Annotated in this window: 17 protein-coding genes; 3 read left to right on the top strand and 14 right to left on the bottom strand. The window is 61.3% G+C overall.

Translation table 11 applies throughout. The annotated features are described in order from the left end of the window. Positions 1-414: 414 nt before the first annotated feature. From fabF to CHU94_RS10740, 8 genes are all read right to left on the bottom strand, one after another. Positions 415-1,659: a beta-ketoacyl-ACP synthase II gene (gene fabF / locus CHU94_RS10775; RefSeq protein ID WP_094479686.1), complete on the bottom strand. Its 1,245-nt coding sequence runs from the start codon at positions 1,657-1,659 to the stop codon at positions 415-417. A gap of 101 nt (positions 1,660-1,760) precedes the next feature. Then, complete coding sequence (gene acpP, locus CHU94_RS10770; RefSeq protein ID WP_094479684.1) at positions 1,761-2,000, bottom strand: acyl carrier protein; 240 nt, start codon at positions 1,998-2,000, stop codon at positions 1,761-1,763. 98 nt (positions 2,001-2,098) lie between these two features. Beyond that, the gene (gene fabG / locus CHU94_RS10765; RefSeq protein WP_094479682.1) at positions 2,099-2,845 is read right to left on the bottom strand and encodes a 3-oxoacyl-ACP reductase FabG; all 747 of its coding nucleotides are present in this window, start codon (positions 2,843-2,845) and stop codon (positions 2,099-2,101) included. Next, positions 2,842-3,792 carry an ACP S-malonyltransferase gene (gene fabD, locus CHU94_RS10760; RefSeq protein WP_094479680.1) on the bottom strand — a complete coding sequence of 317 codons (951 nt, stop codon included), beginning with the start codon at positions 3,790-3,792 and terminating at the stop codon, positions 2,842-2,844. The genes fabG and fabD overlap by 4 nt, the downstream gene beginning before the upstream one ends. Before the next feature lie 51 nt (positions 3,793-3,843). After that, entirely contained in the window at positions 3,844-4,821 is a 978-nt protein-coding gene (locus tag CHU94_RS10755; protein ID WP_094479678.1) for a beta-ketoacyl-ACP synthase III, read from the bottom strand. 24 nt (positions 4,822-4,845) lie between these two features. Further along, on the bottom strand, positions 4,846-5,871 hold the full coding sequence (gene plsX, locus CHU94_RS10750) for a phosphate acyltransferase PlsX (protein ID WP_094479676.1): 1,026 nt from the start codon (positions 5,869-5,871) through the stop codon (positions 4,846-4,848). A gap of 112 nt (positions 5,872-5,983) precedes the next feature. Next, positions 5,984-6,166 (bottom strand): 50S ribosomal protein L32, encoded by a 183-nt coding sequence (gene rpmF, locus CHU94_RS10745; RefSeq protein ID WP_094479674.1) that lies wholly within the window; start codon positions 6,164-6,166, stop codon positions 5,984-5,986. Between the two features lie 107 nt (positions 6,167-6,273). After that, positions 6,274-6,825, bottom strand: a complete 552-nt coding sequence (locus tag CHU94_RS10740; protein ID WP_094479672.1) for a DUF177 domain-containing protein — start codon at positions 6,823-6,825, stop codon at positions 6,274-6,276. A 25-nt stretch (positions 6,826-6,850) separates the two neighbouring features. Here CHU94_RS10740 and CHU94_RS10735 point away from each other — a divergent pair, with 25 nt between their 5' ends. Both CHU94_RS10735 and CHU94_RS10730 read left to right on the top strand, forming a co-directional pair. Beyond that, complete coding sequence (locus CHU94_RS10735) at positions 6,851-7,453, top strand: Maf family nucleotide pyrophosphatase (protein WP_094479670.1); 603 nt, start codon at positions 6,851-6,853, stop codon at positions 7,451-7,453. Then, positions 7,450-8,226, top strand: a complete 777-nt coding sequence (locus tag CHU94_RS10730; protein ID WP_094479668.1) for an SAM-dependent methyltransferase — start codon at positions 7,450-7,452, stop codon at positions 8,224-8,226. Before CHU94_RS10735 ends, CHU94_RS10730 begins: the two co-directional genes overlap by 4 nt. Before the next feature lie 130 nt (positions 8,227-8,356). On the opposite strand, the gene CHU94_RS10725 is transcribed toward CHU94_RS10730, so the two are convergent. From CHU94_RS10725 to CHU94_RS10710, 4 genes are all read right to left on the bottom strand, one after another. Beyond that, positions 8,357-9,244 carry a S49 family peptidase gene (locus CHU94_RS10725; protein WP_255033968.1) on the bottom strand — a complete coding sequence of 296 codons (888 nt, stop codon included), beginning with the start codon at positions 9,242-9,244 and terminating at the stop codon, positions 8,357-8,359. Between the two features lie 148 nt (positions 9,245-9,392). Next, complete coding sequence (locus tag CHU94_RS10720) at positions 9,393-9,773, bottom strand: Rieske 2Fe-2S domain-containing protein (protein ID WP_094479664.1); 381 nt, start codon at positions 9,771-9,773, stop codon at positions 9,393-9,395. A 10-nt stretch (positions 9,774-9,783) separates the two neighbouring features. After that, a complete protein-coding gene (locus CHU94_RS10715) occupies positions 9,784-10,458 on the bottom strand; it encodes an HAD family hydrolase (RefSeq protein WP_094479662.1) in 675 nt (224 codons plus the stop codon). A 27-nt stretch (positions 10,459-10,485) separates the two neighbouring features. Continuing rightward, entirely contained in the window at positions 10,486-11,580 is a 1,095-nt protein-coding gene (locus tag CHU94_RS10710; protein ID WP_094479660.1) for an RluA family pseudouridine synthase, read from the bottom strand. Positions 11,581-12,075: 495 nt separating this feature from the next. Here CHU94_RS10710 and CHU94_RS10705 point away from each other — a divergent pair, with 495 nt between their 5' ends. After that, entirely contained in the window at positions 12,076-15,087 is a 3,012-nt protein-coding gene (locus tag CHU94_RS10705; RefSeq protein WP_094479658.1) for an Rne/Rng family ribonuclease, read from the top strand. Between the two features lie 50 nt (positions 15,088-15,137). Here CHU94_RS10705 and CHU94_RS10700 read toward each other — a convergent pair whose 3' ends face one another. Continuing rightward, positions 15,138-16,217 (bottom strand): GGDEF domain-containing protein, encoded by a 1,080-nt coding sequence (locus CHU94_RS10700; RefSeq protein ID WP_094479656.1) that lies wholly within the window; start codon positions 16,215-16,217, stop codon positions 15,138-15,140. Between the two features lie 32 nt (positions 16,218-16,249). Further along, positions 16,250-17,527, bottom strand: coding sequence for a heme biosynthesis protein HemY (locus tag CHU94_RS10695; RefSeq protein ID WP_094479654.1), 1,278 nt, complete (start codon positions 17,525-17,527; stop codon positions 16,250-16,252).

Genomic DNA, 17,527 nt, shown 5'->3' with positions numbered 1-17,527 from the left:
AGCTTGGGGCGACATGCCATCCGCCGGTTCCAACCATAAGAACAATGAGGAACGATTGATGCCGTTCAGAGACACAAGTACCAAGCGCTGAAAATCAAACACGATGCGCAAACCAGCGATGGGGGTCTCTTGGGAGCCAACCCAAAACCAGCGCTCGCCATCCCAACGCAATGTGCCCATGGGCGCATGACGCCAAGCCCAAGTAGCGTAGGCAACAGTCAGCACAAACAAGATCGCTTGCAGCACTAGCACCCACGTTGGAAATTCAGCCCTGGGCGCCAAAACCATCAGGCACCAACCAATAAAGTTCATCATCATGACCGCCCATAGCACGCGGGCATGCCAACACGAGCGACCAACCTGAAAGCTAAGCGCCGGGGGCCGATGCATTGTCCCTGGGCAAGGAGGCCAGAATCATACGCGCTTGAAAACCAGCGTGCCGTTGGTACCACCAAAGCCGAAGTTGTTTTTCACAGCCACATCAATCTTCAGATCCCGCGCGGTGTTGGCACAGTAGTCCAAATCGCACTCAGGGTCTTGGTTGAAGATGTTGATAGTGGGCGGGCTTTTTTGGTGATGCACGGCCAGTACGGTGAACACTGACTCCAAGCCACCCGCGCCACCCAAGAGGTGACCCGTCATGGACTTGGTAGAGTTGACCACCATTTTCTTGGCATGGTCGCCCAATGCCGCCTTGATGGCGTTGGATTCGTTGATGTCGCCCAGCGGGGTGGAAGTACCGTGCGCATTCAGGTAGTTGACCTGGTCTGGGTTCACCCCTGCGTTACGCAGCGCGCTGAGCATGGCTCGGCGCGGGCCGTCCATATTGGGGGCCGTCATGTGGCCTGCATCGGCACTCATGCCAAAGCCTGCCAACTCGGCGTAAATCTTGGCGCCACGGGCCTTGGCGTGTTCGTACTCTTCGAGCACCATCACACCGCCACCTTCGCCCAGCACAAAGCCATCACGGTCTTTGTCCCAAGGACGCGATGCAGTCGCGGGGTCGTCATTGCGGGTGGAAAGCGCACGCATGGCGGCGAAACCACCAATGCCCAGCGGGGACACCGTAGCTTCAGAGCCACCGGCAATCATCACGTCGGCGTCACCGTACTCGATCAGGCGGCCGGCTTCGCCAATACAGTGCAAGCCAGTGGTGCAAGCGGTCACGATGGCGATGTTCGGGCCTTTGAAGCCAAAACGCATGGACACATGGCCAGCCGTCATGTTGATGATGGAGGCTGGCACAAAAAATGGGGAAATGCGGCGGGGGCCGCGGTTGGTGTACTCGGTGTGGGTGTTTTCGATCATCGGCAAACCGCCAATGCCAGAGCCAATGACGCAACCGATGCGGGTGGACTCTTCTTCACCCAAAGCATCACCCGTCTTCAGGCCGCTGTCTTGCACCGCCTGCACCGCAGCCGCAATGCCGTAATGGATAAAGGTATCCATCGTGCGGGCTTCTTTGGTGCTGATGTAGGACTCCAGATCGAAGTTGCGCACCTCACCGGCGATCTTGCAGGCAAACGCCTCAGGATCGAATTTGGTAATCGTGGCAATGCCCGACTTGCCAGCCAGCACATTCGACCACGCCTCTGTCACCGTATTTCCAACGGGACTAATGCAACCTAAACCTGTGACAACAACACGGCGACGGGACATAGAGATCTGAAATTCAGCAGTTCGTCAATGAAATACCGCCAGCAGCGGCATGGGAAACACGCAGGATTTGGCAGCACCGCCAGGGTGCTGCCACAAGCCGATCAGGCCTTTTTGTGCGAGGTCGCGTAGTCGATCGCGTTTTGCACGGTCGTGATCTTTTCTGCGTCTTCGTCAGGAATTTCGATTCCGAACTCGTCTTCCAAAGCCATCACCAGTTCCACGGTGTCCAGGGAGTCGGCACCCAGATCAGCCACAAAGGCTTTTTCATTGGTGACTTGGGACTCTTCAACGCCGAGTTGTTCGGCAATGATTTTTTTGACACGGACTTCGATATCGCTCATGGGTTCCCTCTAAGGGTTGTAAAAGAATCCGAGATTTTACCCGGCCTAGAGATCTGCCTCTAACCGGGCCGCCGCTCAGACTTCGGCGGGGGTTTGAATTACATGTACATGCCGCCGTTGACGTGCAGCTCCTGCCCCGTCACATAGCTGGCTTGGGGCGATGCCAAGTAGGCCACCGCGTGTGCAATGTCACTGGGTTTGCCCAGGTGACCCAGAGGAATCTGGCCCAAAAGTGCTTTTTGCTGCTCTTCGCCCAAGCCAGCGGTCATGTCGGTCTCAATAAAACCTGGAGCCACACAATTCACGGTGATGTTGCGCGAGCCCAGCTCACGTGCCAGCGCACGCGTCATGCCGGCCACGCCAGCCTTGGCGGCCGCATAGTTGGCCTGCCCGGGGTTGCCGGAGGCGCCCACCACGGAGGTAATGCTGATGATGCGGCCGTAGCGCTGTTTCATCATGGTGCGCAGCACCGAGCGGCTCATGCGGAACACGCCCTTGAGGTTGGTGTCCACCACGGCATCCCAGTCGTCATCCTTCATGCGCATGGCCAGGGTGTCGCGGGTGATGCCGGCGTTATTGACCAGTACGTGCAAGCCGCCCTGCTCCTTGGCAATGGCGTCCACCAGCGCGTCGCCGGCGGCGCCGTCATTCACGTCTAGCGTGCGACCGTCGCAACCCGGGAAAGCGGCCAGCGCTTCGCGGATCTTGGCTGCACCTGCATCCGACGTGGCAGTACCGATGACTTTGAGCCCTTTGCGAGCCAGTTCCAACGCAATGGCGGCGCCAATGCCGCGCGAGGCGCCGGTCACCAGGGCCACCTGGCCTTCAAGTTTCACATCACTCATGCCAAGGCTCCCTTTGCTTCTTCCAGTGTGGCGGGGTCAAACAGGGCCAGGCCTGCCATCTCCGCGTCAATGCGCTTGACCATGCCGGCCAGCACCTTACCGGGGCCGCACTCTACCAAAGTGTTCAGACCGCGGGCCTTGAGCGCTTGCACACACTCCACCCAACGCACCGGGCCGAAGGCCTGGCGGTACAGTGCGTCGCGGATGCGGTCAGCATCCACTTCCACGGCCACATCTATATTGTTGACGAGCGTAATCTGGGGGGCCGCGATTTCGATGTCTTCCAGACGCGCCTTGAGCTTTTCGGCCGCAGGCTTCATCAGGCTGGAGTGGAACGGGGCGGACACGGGCAACAGCAGAGCACGTTTGGCACCATTGGCCTTGAGGATTTCGCAGGCCTTGTCCACCGCAGCCTTGCTACCGGCGATCACGGTCTGGGCGGAGTCGTTGAAGTTCACGGCCTCCACCACTTCAGAGCTATTTGGGCCAAAAACCCCCGTCGCTTCTGCGCAACCAGCTATCACTTTAGTAGCATCCATACCCAGAATGGCCGCCATGGCGCCCACGCCTACGGGCACAGCCTCCTGCATGGCCTGGGCGCGCAGGCGGACCAGCGGTGCGGCTTGCGCCAGCGTCAGAGAGCCAGCGGCAACCAGCGCGGAATATTCGCCCAGCGAATGGCCAGCCACGGCTTGGGGCGCTACGCCAGTGTCTGCCATCCAGACGCGGTACGCGGCCACACCAGCCACCAGCATCACGGGTTGGGTGTTGGTAGTCAGGGCCAAGGCCTCCTTGGGGCCTTCGTGGATCAGCTTGGCCACGTCTTCGCCCAGGGCGTCCGACGCTTCGCGCAAGGTTTCTGCGACCACAGGATGGTCACCCCAAGCGTCCAGCATGCCCACCGCTTGGGAGCCTTGGCCGGGAAATACAAATGCAAATGGTTTCATAGGTTTGACAATGAAATAGGACTCTAGCCCGCGTGGAATATGCGCGAGCAGCTACAAAGTCAGGAGCACTGCGCCCCAGGTAAAACCGCCACCCACGCCTTCAAGCATCAAAGTCTGGCCCGGCTTGACCTGGCCAGCACGCACGGCAGCGTCCAAAGCCAAAGGAATCGAGGCAGCCGAGGTGTTGCCGTGCTGGTCCACCGTCACCACCACTTTATCCATGGGAAGTTTCAGTTTTTTGGCAGTGCTCTGCATGATGCGAATGTTCGCCTGGTGGGGAATCAGCCAGTCAATGTCCGCTTCCGTCTTGCCCGCCTTGGCCAGCGCCGCACGGGCTGCGCTTTCCAGCACCCCCACTGCCAACTTGAAGACGGCCTGACCATCCATCTTTAATAGAGGGTCACCCAGAATATGGCCATTGGATACATGGCCGGGCACGCACAGAATGCCCACATGCTTGCCATCGGCGTGCAGGTCGCTGGCCAGAATGCCGGGCGTATCGGATGCTTCCAGCACCACGGCACCCGCGCCATCACCAAACAAGACGCAGGTGGTACGGTCGCTGAAGTCCAGCAGGCGGGAGAACACTTCGGCCCCCACCACCAGCGCCTTGTTGGCGGCTCCAGTCTGGATCATGGCGTCGGCTACGGTCAAGGCATAAACAAATCCGCTGCAAACGGCCTGCACATCAAACGCCGCACCACCGTTGGCACCCAGCTTGTTTTGCAAGATGCAGGCGGTCGAGGGGAACACCATGTCCGGCGTGGACGTGGCCACAATGATCAGATCAATGTCTTTGGCTTCCACACCAGCGGCTTGCAGCGCTCCTTTGCAGGCCTCCAGAGCCAAGTCACTGCTGTAAACGCCGTCGTCCACGAAATGGCGGGCGCGGATGCCAGTGCGCTCCACGATCCACTCGTCCGAGGTTTCCACGCCTTTGGCCGCCAGTTCGGCTACCAAATCGGCATTGCTCAAACGGCGGGGAGGCACATAGCTGCCAGTGCCGGTGATTCGCGAATATCGTTTCATGGGTGGTAAGAGCACCCGTTCAGGCTACTGCGTTGCGTCAGACGCAGCCAGCAAAGGGGCTGCATGGGCAATGCGGACCTGAACGCGGTCCAGCAAGTTGTTTCGGGCTGCATCATACGCGCGGTTCAACGCGTGGCTGAATGCCAGCACATCGGCCGAGCCATGGCTCTTGAACACCAGACCACGCAGCCCCAGCAATGCTGCGCCGTTGTAGCGACGGTGATCCACACGATTTTTAAGCGCCGTTAGCACCGTGTAGGCCGCAATTGCCGCCATTTTTGTGAATATGTTTTTGGAAAACTCGGCCTTCAGGAAGTTGCCAATCATGGACGCCAAGCCTTCGCTGGTCTTGAGCGCCACGTTTCCGACAAAACCGTCACACACCACGATCTCGGCTGTACCTTTGAAAATGTCATTGCCTTCGACATTGCCAACAAAGTTCAAATCACCGGACTTCGCTGCATTTCGCAGCAGTTCGCCGGCTTTTTTTATCACTTCGTTGCCTTTGATGACCTCTTCCCCAATATTGAGCAGCCCCACCGATGGCGACTCCTGGTTGGTCAGCACGGACACCAGCGCCGAGCCCATGACCGCGAACTGCAGCAGGTGCTCGGCCGTGCAATCCACATTGGCCCCCAGATCCAGCACCGTGGTGGCGCCGCCTGTGGCATTGGGAATCTGGCCTGCAATGGCCGGGCGCTCGATGCCGTCCATGGTTTTGAGGATGTAACGGGAAATCGCCATCAGCGCGCCGGTGTTGCCGGCCGACACTGCGGCCTGGGCGGCACCGTCTTTCACCTGCTGGATGGCCACCCGCATCGAAGAGTCTTTCTTCTTGCGCAGCGCCACTTCCAGCGGATCGTCCATGGTGACGACTTCGGTCACGCTGACCAGCGTGGCCCGGGGGTGCGAGAAGCCCTTGAGCGCCTCCGGCAGTCCCACCAGAACCAGTGCGGCATCCGCGTGCTGCTCCAGAAACTGGGCGCAGGCTGGCAGAGTGACCTGGGGACCGTGGTCACCCCCCATGCAATCGACGGCGACAGTAATCATGCGTGCATCATTCCAACGACAAGGCAGTCAAACATCCGAATATAGAGCCCATAAATGACAAAAGCCCGTCGCTACAGGTCTGTAGCTTCGGGCTTTTGGAGATTCAGGCGAATTAGGCTTCGGACTTGGTCTTCAACACCTTGCGACCACGGTAAAAACCGGTGGGGCTGATGTGGTGACGCAGGTGGGTTTCACCGGTGGTGGGTTCCACTGCGATGCCTGGCACGTCCAGTGCGTTGTGCGAACGGTGCATACCGCGCTTGGAAGGAGATTTCTTGTTTTGTTGAACGGCCATGATCGGCTCCTGAGCAAAAGTGCTGCACAGGGTGTGGCAACACGGGTTAGGTTGGTAAAACGCGGCGGATTTGCGCGCGAAGCCTCAGATTATAGCCCAAAGCGGACCTATTGGCCAAGGCCCTTGTCTTTGAGCTTTTGGAGCACGGCAAACGGGTTGGGCTTTTCCTCGGCCAGCGGCTCAAAATCTGCGTCCACGGCCTCCAGCTTCACAGCCTTGGGGCAACGCTCGTGTTTGGGTACGGGAGGAATGGACATCAACAACTCATCTTCCACCAAATCCACCAGGTTGAATTCCCGGCTCAGCACCAGCACATCCTCTTCGGATTCCTCATCCTCGATTTCGGCCAAGGCCTCGGTCGCGACAAAGCGGAAGTCGCGCGTGAACGTGATATCCACGTCCACCGGGGTCAGGCAACGCTGACAGGTCATGGTGAGCACGGTGCGGCCAGACAGGTGCAACCAAGGCTCATCGACGCCTGCCGCATCGGCACGGATGGCGCCCTGCGCCTCAAAATGCACCGCCACTGCATCTGCAGCCCCCTGGGTTTCCTCGCGCAGACGCTGCATCCGGGCCAAAGGCAGCTGGCCCCGCAACTGGCCGTCACTCTTGGCAAAGGTCAGTACATTGAGGCTGTTGGCAGAGTATTCATGTGTCATGGGCGCAGTGTAAGAGAATCGCCCCATGCAAGACTCCGCCCCCCGCAAACTCATCCTGGGTTCCACCTCAGCCTACCGCCGCGAACTGCTGCAGCGCCTGCGTGTGCCGTTTGGTGTGGCCGCGTCCGATGTGGACGAAACTCCACTGCCCCACGAAGCCCCGCTCGCATTGGCGCGCCGGCTGGCGCTGGCCAAAGCCCGGGCCGTCGCCCAGCAATACCCTGACTGTGTAGTGATTGGCTCTGACCAGGTGGCCGATCTGGACGGCGAACCGCTGGGCAAGCCCGGCACCCACGAACGCGCCGTCGCGCAACTGCAGAAGATGCGCGGCAAGACCGTGGTGTTCCAGACTGCCGTGGCTGTGGTCTGCCAGACCAGCGGCTTCCAGCAAGAAGATGTGGCCCCCGTGCGCGTGGTGTTCCGGGACCTGAGCGATGCCGAGATTGAAAACTACCTGCGCGCCGAGACGCCCTATGACTGCGCCGGCAGTGCCAAAAGTGAAGGCTTGGGTATTGCCCTTCTGGAATCCATTGACAACGACGACCCTAGCGCCTTGGTCGGCCTCCCTCTGATCCGTACCAGCCGGATGCTGCGTGCTGCCGGCATTGCGCTGCTGGGGCCGGTATGACGTACGCTGCCACGCCCGCCAAGGGCACGCTGTACTTGGTCCCTGCGCCGCTGGACTTTGGCTGTGCTACCCAAAGCCCGCTGGACCAGAGCATGCCGTCAGGCACCCTGGCCGTGGCCGCCCGCCTACGGCACTGGGTGTGCGAAAACGCCAAAAGCACGCGCGCCTACCTCAAACGGGTTGATGCAACCCATCCTCTGGCTGTGACCCTACAGGAGCTGCAGATACAGGAACTGCCGCGTGAGGTCCACAAGAAAGGTGACCACCAAGGCGGCTTCGACGCCACGCCCTTGCTGGCCGCTGCACTGCGGGGCCACGATATGGGACTTGTTAGCGAAGCCGGCATGCCAGCCGTGGCCGACCCTGGCTCGTCGGTTGTGCGTGCCGCGCACGACTTGGGTCTGCGCGTGGTGCCGCTGGTGGGGCCCGTATCCCTGTTGTTGGCCTTGGCTGCCAGCGGGCTCAATGGACAGAACTTTGCGTTTGTGGGCTACGTGCCTGCCGATCCCGGTGAACGGACCAAGCGCATCCGCGAGCTCGAGTCGCTGGCGTTAAAGACCGGACAAACCCAGCTTTTTATAGAGACGCCGTACCGCAACACCGCCCTGCTGCAGGGCCTGTTGCAAACCCTGCAGGCCAACACGCGGCTGGCCACCTCCAGCGGGCTAACGTTAGACACAGCCAAGACCCACAGCACGCTAGTAAAACAGTGGAAGCAAGCTGGCTGGGCACTGGACAACGCCACGCCCACGGTGTTCGCAATCGGGCGCTAGAGAGCAAGGTTTCAGCGCCGGTCCGCCACAAGCTGCTCTGAACCGCTTGGCGGTCAACCGAGCAAGGGAAACGCCACCCTTTTGTTTGGGGGGCAGCTGCCCGCACACTGACGGAGCGTGGGAGTCTCTATTAGTGAATGGCGGGCAGCGATCGCAGTGCCTTGGCAGCACCCTCGCCAATCGAGGCACCAAATCGCTTGACCAGACGCTCAGCTACGTTGTCCTTACGGGTGTAGTCGATGATGTCTTCGGCCTTCACCACCTCGCGCGCCACATAGTCCAGGTTGCCCAATTTGTCAGCCAGCCCCAGCTCGACGGCTTGCTGACCGGTCCAGAACAGGCCGCTGAACATGTCAGGAGTCTCTTTCAGGCGCGTGCCACGACCATCCTTCACCACGGCAATGAACTGCTGGTGGATCTGGTTGAGCATGGCCTGGGCAAATGCGCGCTGCTTCTCGGTCTGCGGGCTGAAGGGATCCAGAAAGCCCTTGTTCTCACCCGCCGTCATGAGGCGGCGCTCCACGCCCAGCTTGTCCATCAAGCCCGTGAAGCCAAAGCCGTCCATTAGCACGCCAATGCTGCCCACAATGCTGGCCTTGTCCACAAAAATCTCGTCAGCCCCCGCAGCAATGTAGTACGCGGCCGAGGCACAGGTTTCTTCCACCACGGCGTACACGGGCTTGTTGTGCAGCGCTTTGAGGCGCTTGATCTCGTCGTTGATGATGCCGGCCTGCACCGGGCTGCCGCCGGGTGAGTTGATCAGCAACACCACCGCCTTGGCACCGTCGTCTTCAAAGGCACTGCGCATTGCAGCCACCACGAACTCAGCACTGGCTTCAGCGCCCGCCGCAATCTCGCCCTGGATAGACACCACGGCCGTGTGCGGCGCGCTGACATCCGTGGTACTACCACCCTGTTGCAGCCCGAACCACAGCACAACCGACAAGAAAACCAGCCAGGCAATGCGGATGGCATTGCGCCAGCGGCGCGCGGCGCGCTGCTCCACCAGCGCCGCCATGGCCAACTTCTCCAAAGTGGCCCGCTCCCAGCCGGGAGTTGCCGCCACAGATGCTACGTTATTGATAGCTTCCTGCGCAGCATCCACGCGGTTAGAGGTCGAATTGGAGGCTGATTCCGGGGATGGTGGGACAGAATAATCGGACATATCAGAAGGCGACAGGTTGTAAGTTGTGGGCAGTATGCCAGTGGACGACACCATCGGCCTCGGTGAGGGCAATGGGCACCAGGCCACCGCGGCAGGGGCCGGTACGGCACTGGCCCGTTTGCGGGCTGTACATGGCGCCGTGGGTGGCGCAGATCAGCCAGTTGCCGGTCAGGTCAAAGAATCGGTTGGGCTGGTAGTCCATTTCCATGGGCACGTGGGAGCAACGGTTGAGGTAGGCGTAGACCTTGTCGGCATAACGCACCGCAAAGGCATAACAGGTCTGCCCGCAGTACTCCACGTCAAACGGCACGGCCAAGCCGCTGTTCACCAGATCGCCACTGTTGCACAGGGGAATCGCCACACCTGCAGGTCCCAGGGTCATGGCAGTCTCCTCAGGCGTGGGCCAAGAGCCAGGCCTGCAGCTCAGCCACCGAATGCGCCACATGGCGCGGCTGCAATGCCTCGAAAGCAGCAGGCTCATGGGCGCCATAACTCACCCCTACGCTGGCGCAGCCGGCGTTCAGCGCCAGTTGCAGGTCATGGGTGGTGTCACCAATCATCAGCACACGCTCGGGCGGCACGCCAAACTCGGCCATCAGTTCCTGCAGCATCAGGGGATGGGGTTTGCCGGCGGTTTCGTCCGCGGTGCGCGAGCCGTCGAACACGCCCCGTAGCTCTACTGCCTGCAGAGCCTCATTCAGCCCCGAACGACTCTTGCCAGTGGCCACCGCCAACAAATGGCCTGCTGCCTTGAGCGCGTCCAGCATGGGCAGCACCCCCTCAAACAGGCTGATGTCATTCTGGTGCAGCACGTAATGGTGCTTGTAGCGCGCCCCCAGAAGCGGATATTTCTCTTGGGGAACATCGGGCGCTGCATGGGCCAGCGCCTGCATCAGGCCTAAGCCAATCACGTAAGAAGCGTCTTTGTCGCTGGGCACGGTGCCGCCCACATCGGCCACTGCGGCCTGGATGCAGCGGGTGATGATGGCCGTGGAGTCGAACAGGGTGCCGTCCCAGTCAAAGGCAATCAGGTCGAACTGGCGGGCACGGGTGGAGGTGGAGGACATAGGGGAAATAGGGGTGTCAAACAGGACTCAGGTCGCAGCAGGTACCGCAACGCGCAAAAAATCGGCCAGCTCGGGCGGCAGTTGGGCCAACAACTCCACCCGATCACCCGTACTCGGGTGCCGGCACTGGAAACGCCAGGCATGCAAGAACATACGCTTGAGCGGCGCCGGAGCCGCGCCCCGCGCCAGCTCCTTGTTCAGATCGAAGTCACCGTACTTGTCGTCGCCGGCAATCGGCATGCCTTCGGACGCCAGGTGCACCCGAATTTGGTGGGTACGCCCGGTCTTGATGGTCACCTCCAGCAGCGAATACCCACGCTGGCCGGTCGCATCGGCCGACGCGGGCACACCAGACGTCGCCCGAACTTTCACCAGCGACAGGGAGGGCATGGCATCCGGGTGGTCTTTGTCGACCACCTTCACGCGGCGTTCTCCCGCATCCGCGCCGCCGTCCTTGCTGGCCAGCAGGTATTTGTGCAGGGACTTGTCCAGCACCTTCTTATTAGTAGGCCACTGCCCCACCACCAGGGCCAAGTAGGTTTTACCGGTTTCACGGTCGCGAAACTGGTCCTGCAGGTTTTTCAGGGCACTGCGCTTCTTGGCAATCAACAAAATGCCGCTGGTTTCCCGGTCCAGGCGGTGCACCAGTTCCAGAAACGTGGCCTGGGGCCGGGCCATGCGCAACTGCTCGATCACCCCGAAACTCACCCCCGAGCCCCCGTGCACGGCCACCCCGGCGGGCTTGTCGATCGCCAGGAAATGCTCATCCTCAAACAGCACCGGGAAGGTTTTGGCAGGCGCCCGGCTGCTCGCCTGCGCCACCACCTGCTGGGCCATGGCCTGGGCTTTTTGTTCGACCCGCTCGGACATGCGCACAGGTGGTACGCGCACCACATCGCCCACCTCGATCCGGGTATCGGCACTGGCGCGGCCCTTGTTCACGCGCACCTCACCGCTGCGGATGATGCGGTAAACATGGGTTTTGGGCACCCCCTTCAGTTCGCGCATCAGGAAGTTGTCCAGGCGCTGGCCCGCGCTGTCCTCGTCCACGGTCACGGATTTGACTTGCGGGTTTGTCAGGGGGAGGGCTGGGGTCGGATTGCCCCCTATAATGTGTTTCACTAGCGACGCGCCGTAAGTGGTTGATTTGTCTGGAGTTTAGTCCACACCCCACCAAACGCTGCGCTGGAAGGTCGATGCCGCCACGCTGCCTTGCTTGCAAATCACACGCCACCTGCCTGTGATGGCCCGCAAACAACATGGTCAAGCCGACGAATTGAAAACCTGAAACGGAATACCCCAAATTCGCAAGCCCACGGTTTGCGAATGGAATGAAACGAGATGTTTGTGTTGTTGAGCCTGATGACCTTGTGCCTGCGGAGCGTCTACGCCCCGTTGGGTGGCACATATCGGCCTGCAGCCCCGGTACAACCTGCGCAACGAGCTATCCTTTTGATAGCGAGTTCACAAACCCATCCCCTCGTCCCCATCCCTGCGCCTACGCTTCGTCACCTCGTGTGACCTGAAGTTCTCCGGCAATTCCACCTCACTTCAATTCGTCAGTCCGGCACCGTACGCCCATCCCGGGCATGTGCTTATTGAAGAAGGATGCAATCCATGAAACGGATGCTGATCAACGCCACGCAGGCTGAAGAACGCCGCCTGGCCATCGTCGACGGACAAAAACTCCTCGACTACGAAATCGAAATCGAAGGGCGCGAACAGCGCAAGGGCAATATTTACAAAGCCGTCGTCACGCGCGTCGAGCCCTCACTGGAAGCCTGCTTTGTGGACTACGGCGAAGACCGCCACGGTTTCCTGCCCTTCAAGGAAATCTCCAAGATGTACTTCAAGGAAGGCGTCTCTGCCAGCCAGGCCCGCATCCAGGACGTCATCAAGGAAGGCCAGGAACTGCTGGTCCAGGTCGAAAAGGAAGAACGCGGCAACAAGGGCGCTGCCCTGACCACCTTCATTTCCCTGGCGGGCCGCTATGTGGTACTGATGCCCAACAACCCCCGCGGTGGTGGCGTTTCGCGCCGCATCGAGGGTGACGACCGTGCCGAACTGAAGGAAAACATGGACCAGTTGGAATACCCCAACGGCATGTCCATCATCGCGCGCACCGCCGGCATCGGCCGCAGCGCCCCTGAGCTGCAGTGGGACTTGAACTACCTCTTGAAGCTCTGGTCCGCCATTGACGGTGCCGCCAAGGGCGGCAAGGGCGCCTACCTGATTTACCAAGAATCCTCGCTGGTGATCCGCGCCATCCGCGACTACTTCAACCACGATATCGGCGACATCCTGATCGACACCGACGACGTGTATGAGCAGGCCCAGCAGTTCATGGCCCACGTGATGCCCGAGCACGCGGCCCGCGTGAAGCGCTACCGAGACGATGCACCGCTATTCAGCCGTTTCCAGATCGAGCACCAGATCGAATCGGCCTACGCCCGTACAGTACAGTTGCCCTCCGGTGGCGCCATCGTCATTGACCACACCGAAGCGCTGGTGTCCGTGGACGTGAACTCGGCCCGCGCCATCAAGGGCGGCGATATCGAGGAAACCGCCACCCGCACCAACCTGGAAGCCGCAGACGAAGTGGCCCGCCAGATGCGCCTGCGCGACTTGGGCGGCCTGATCGTGATCGACTTCATCGACATGGAAGAGTCCCGCAACCGCCGCGAGGTGGAAAACCGCTTGCGTGACGCCCTGCGCCAGGACCGTGCCCGCGTGCAGTTCGGCACGATCTCCAAGTTCGGCCTGATGGAAATGAGCCGCCAGCGCCTGCGCCCTGCTCTCTCCGAAGGTGCTTCCATCCCCTGCCCGCGCTGCGGCGGCTCCGGCCACATCCGTGACACCGAAAGCTCCGCGCTGCAGATTCTGCGCATCATCCAGGAAGAGTCCCTCAAGGACAACACCGCCTCCGTGATGTGCCAGGTGCCCGTCGATGTGGCATCCTTCCTGCTGAACGAAAAGCGCACCGAGATCGCCAAGATCGAGCTCAAGCAGCGCATCAACGTGCTGATGGTGCCGAACAAGACGCTGGAAACGCCCAACTACAAGCTCGAACGCCTGAAGCACGACGATCCGCGTCTGGACCACATCGAAGCCAGCTACAAGATGGCCGACGACATGGAAGAGGCCACCGGCGTGACCCGTCGTTCGCAAGAGCCCACCAACAAGCAAACCCCGGTGATCAAGGGTGTGTTGCCCGATGCACCGGCGCCGATTGCCCCTCCCAAGCCAGAACCTGTGAAGGCTTCTGCGCCCGCAGCGGCAGCCAAGTCGGTGGCTGCACCTGCACCGGCCAGCAAAGGCTTCTTTGGCTGGATCAAGGGCCTGCTGGGCATGGAACAAGCCGCGCCCGTGGCCAAGCCTGTAGCCCCCGCAGCTGCCAAGACCGAAGATAAGCGCGAAGGCCGTGACGGCCGCGGCCGCGATGGCAACCGCAACGGTGGCCGTGGTGAACGCAACGACCGCGGTGGCGAGCGTGGCGAAGGCCGCAACAGCCGCGGTGGCCGCAACGAGCCCCGCGCCGATGGCCGTGGCGAAGCCCGCCCTGAAGGCGGTGCGGACCGCGCGGAGCGCGGTGAACGTGGTGGCCGCAATGGCCGCAACCGCGGTGAACGTGGCGAACGCCAAGGCGGTGCCCAACGCAATGAACGCATGGATGCCGGCGCACCCGCAGCAGCCCAGGACGTGCAAGTCAACGCGCTGGCTGAGGGCGGCAATGCCCCGGCTGCGCGCGGCGAACGCGGCGAAGGCCGTGGTGAACCGCGCCAGGACCGCGGGCCCCGCGGTGAAGGCCGGGGTCGTAATCGCGGCGAAGGCCGTGGTCCACGCGAAGACCAAGCAGAACGCAACGCTGAGCCACGCCAAGACAGCCGCGTAGAAGACGCGTCGGAAGCCCGCACGGATGCTGGCTCGGATGTCAACGCCGAAACACGTGGTGAAGGCCGTGAGGGCCGCGGTCGTGGCCGCAACCGCAATGGCCGCCGCGATGAGCGAGGGCCTCGCCAGGACGAAGGCAACCGGATGGAAGCGGAAACACCCGCTTTTGCCGACACAACACCTTCTGCCCAAGGCGACGCTGAGCGCACGGCAGGTGAAGTAGGCGCCCCAAGCGAAGGCCGGCAAGCCGGGGAGGGCCAGCGCCGCTCGCGCGACCGCTATGGCCGTGACCGTGGCAACCGTCAAGAGCGTGGTGAACCAGCGCCTGTGGCCGATGCCCCAGCAGAGCAAGCCGTAGCGGCCAGCGTGGAGCCATCGCACACTGTGGTGCTCGCCCCAGCCCCGGCCGCCCCCGTGGCTGTCGTGACTGTGGCACCTGTGGCAGCACCGGCTGTCACTCCAGTGGCTAGCGGCGGCATGCCCAAGGTCCAGGGCTACACCCTGCCCACGGATTCGCTACAACAAGTCGCCCAGAGTTCAGGCCTGCAATGGGTGAACTCGGATGCCGAAAAGATTGCTGCTGTGCAAGCGGCAATTGCCGCCGAACCCAAGCCCGTGCATGTGCCACGTGAACGTCCTGCCCCCGTAGTGGTGGATGCTGGCCCGCTGGTACTGGTGGAAACCCGGCGCGATCTGCGCACTATGAGCCTGCCGTTTGAAGAGAACACGGCAAGCTAAATAAAAAGGGGCACCGCGGTGCCCCTTTTTTTTGGCCTGCCCAGTCAGACTCAAAAGATATCGACAGCGCCGATTTTCACTGCATCGCCGAAAAACCCCTTGCGCACCAATTCGGCATGGCTGAACACTTTGTTGCGGCCGTTGTGCTGCGCATAGTCCACCGCACGCTCGGCATGCTCCAGCGCGGTGCTGGGGGAATCATCCGGCGTAATGCGGGTGAAGCCGGCACAAATGGTAATACGCCCCACCTGCGGGAAATTGAATTTCTCGATATTGGCGCGAAAACGCTCAAACGCGGCCAGCACCAAGGCTTCGTCCGGACAGTGCATGAGTACAGCAAACTGCTCTCCACCCAGCCGGTACAGGCGGTCATAGGTGCGGAAGGTATTGTTCATGATGCGCGCCACCAGCAACAAAACCTCTTCAGCAATTAGATGGCCATTTTTGTCGTTGATGATGCCAAACTGGTCGATGCTGATGGTGCCTAACCAGTAGTTCGGCGGTACCCGGTGACGGCGCTCTTGGCCAGGTGCCAAGGCTGTCTTCAAGACATCGGTTTGTGAGGATTCGGGCCCTTCGCCCAGCTCGTCGAGCACGGCACTGTAAAAGGTGTCATCCAGTGATTTGCGATTGAGCAGGCCAGTGAGGGCATCCCGGTCACTGTACGCCAGCAGGTGGTACATATTGCGGAACACGTGCTGAACCTGCGTCAGTGTTTGCAGTTGCTCGTCGGTAAGCGGCGAGGCGGAGTGGATCTCCAACGCCCCCTCATCTTCGTTAACGGTTTCGGAAAACAGCGGAAAGTAGGTGATGCGAGGGCCATCTTCACCGGCCCAGGCAATCTCAATCCGCTCGCGGTTTTGCACAGCCCGCAGACGGTCCCGGTTGTCCTCCAGCAAAGGCAGCTTTTGGAAGTCCACCCGCAACGGATCCACCACCTTGCCGCCCCCCTTGGCATCCAAGGTAGCCACCTCCAGCCAGCGCTTGATGCCTTCCTCACTCACCACCCGCGCGACGATGACGCGCTGGATAGGCACCAAGTCAATCAAAGCCTTGGACAGCGTGAGCTCCAACAGGTCGCGGTCGCGGTGGTCTGTGAGCTTGATGAGGTGGTCTATGAGTGTGGCCATGGGGCGGATAATAGCCCCGAAACTTCAAAGCGTCACGCTTTGGCAGCTTCCTTGTAAGCCTGCGCCGCAGCAGCCATATCTTGCCGTTGTTCGGCCAATTCGGCCAAGGCGCGCCAAGCATCACGCTTCAGTTCGGCATCCTTGAGCATGCTCAAGGACTGGCGCAACATCTGCTGGGCCTTGCCCCACAACTCCAGCCGCGCGCACATTACCCCCGCCAAGTATTGCAACAAGGGATCTGCAGGGTTTGCCAGTTGCAGCGATTCAATGCGCTGCAACCACGCGACATCAGGCGTACCCGCGGCCTGGGAAAAGCCTTTTTCCAATACGCGCACCACGCGCACCCGCATCGCCGGAACCAAGGCGTCCGTCCGTTCGGCCATCGCGGTCCACAGCGGCAACACCCACTGGCGCGACAGGGCGACATCACCACCCAGCTGCAGGCAACGCTCGGCGGCTTCCAGCGCGACCTCAGGCATATGACGCTCGGCCAGTTCCAGCGCCTCCCAGGCGCGTTGCAATTGCATGGGGTCATGGGCCGATCGCAGGATTTCCAACGCAAGTCCTCGCGCGATTCCGGCACCAGCCACTTCCGAGAAGGCTCGATGTTTGGTCAGCAAACGAACCGCATCAAGTGCTGCGCGCGACTGGCCCGCCAGCCGGGCCGCCTTGAGTCGCAGGCGCAGGGCAATGGTACGGCGGGCAGTGCCTTGGGGCAGTTGGTCCAGCCAGTCCAACGACTGGGAGGCATCGCGATCCTCAAAGGACCACCGCGCCGCACGCATCAACACACCATCACGCCCCTCCTGCGCGTCGCGTGCCCCAGTCAGTTCCAGCGCACTCTGGAAATGCTGTTCTCGGCGACTGCGGTCTTGCAGGGCATGGGCACTTTCGGCTGCAATCAAGTGCGACATGGTGCGCAGGCGCAAACCGTGGGCAGTGTGCTCCTCACTGCTGCGCAAAGACTCCTCCAGCGTCACCACCAATTCAGCCGCCTTGCGAGCCCGTACAAAACGCCCTGCCACAAGGTTGGAGAGGGAATCCAGCAGCGCTTCGTGCATGGCGCGCTCCTTGTAGAGCAGGCGCCAGCGCTTGGCCTGCAAAGGAATATGCAGCAGCCCCGACAGTGCGCGCAATGCCAGGTGCAGGGTCACAAACAGCAAGGCCAGCACGACCAGCACCAGGTTCAACGACACGTCGATGCGGTACGGTGGCCAATACAGCGTCACCGTGCCTTGGTTATTCCCCGCAAATAGGGCGGTGGCCACCGCCACCGCAAACAAGGCGAGGAGCCAGAGTGCAGCCCGCAT

The organism is Rhodoferax sp. TH121 (assembly GCF_002251855.1).
Lineage (GTDB): Bacteria > Pseudomonadota > Gammaproteobacteria > Burkholderiales > Burkholderiaceae_C > Allorhodoferax.
This window is presented reverse-complemented; position numbering and strand designations above follow the sequence as displayed.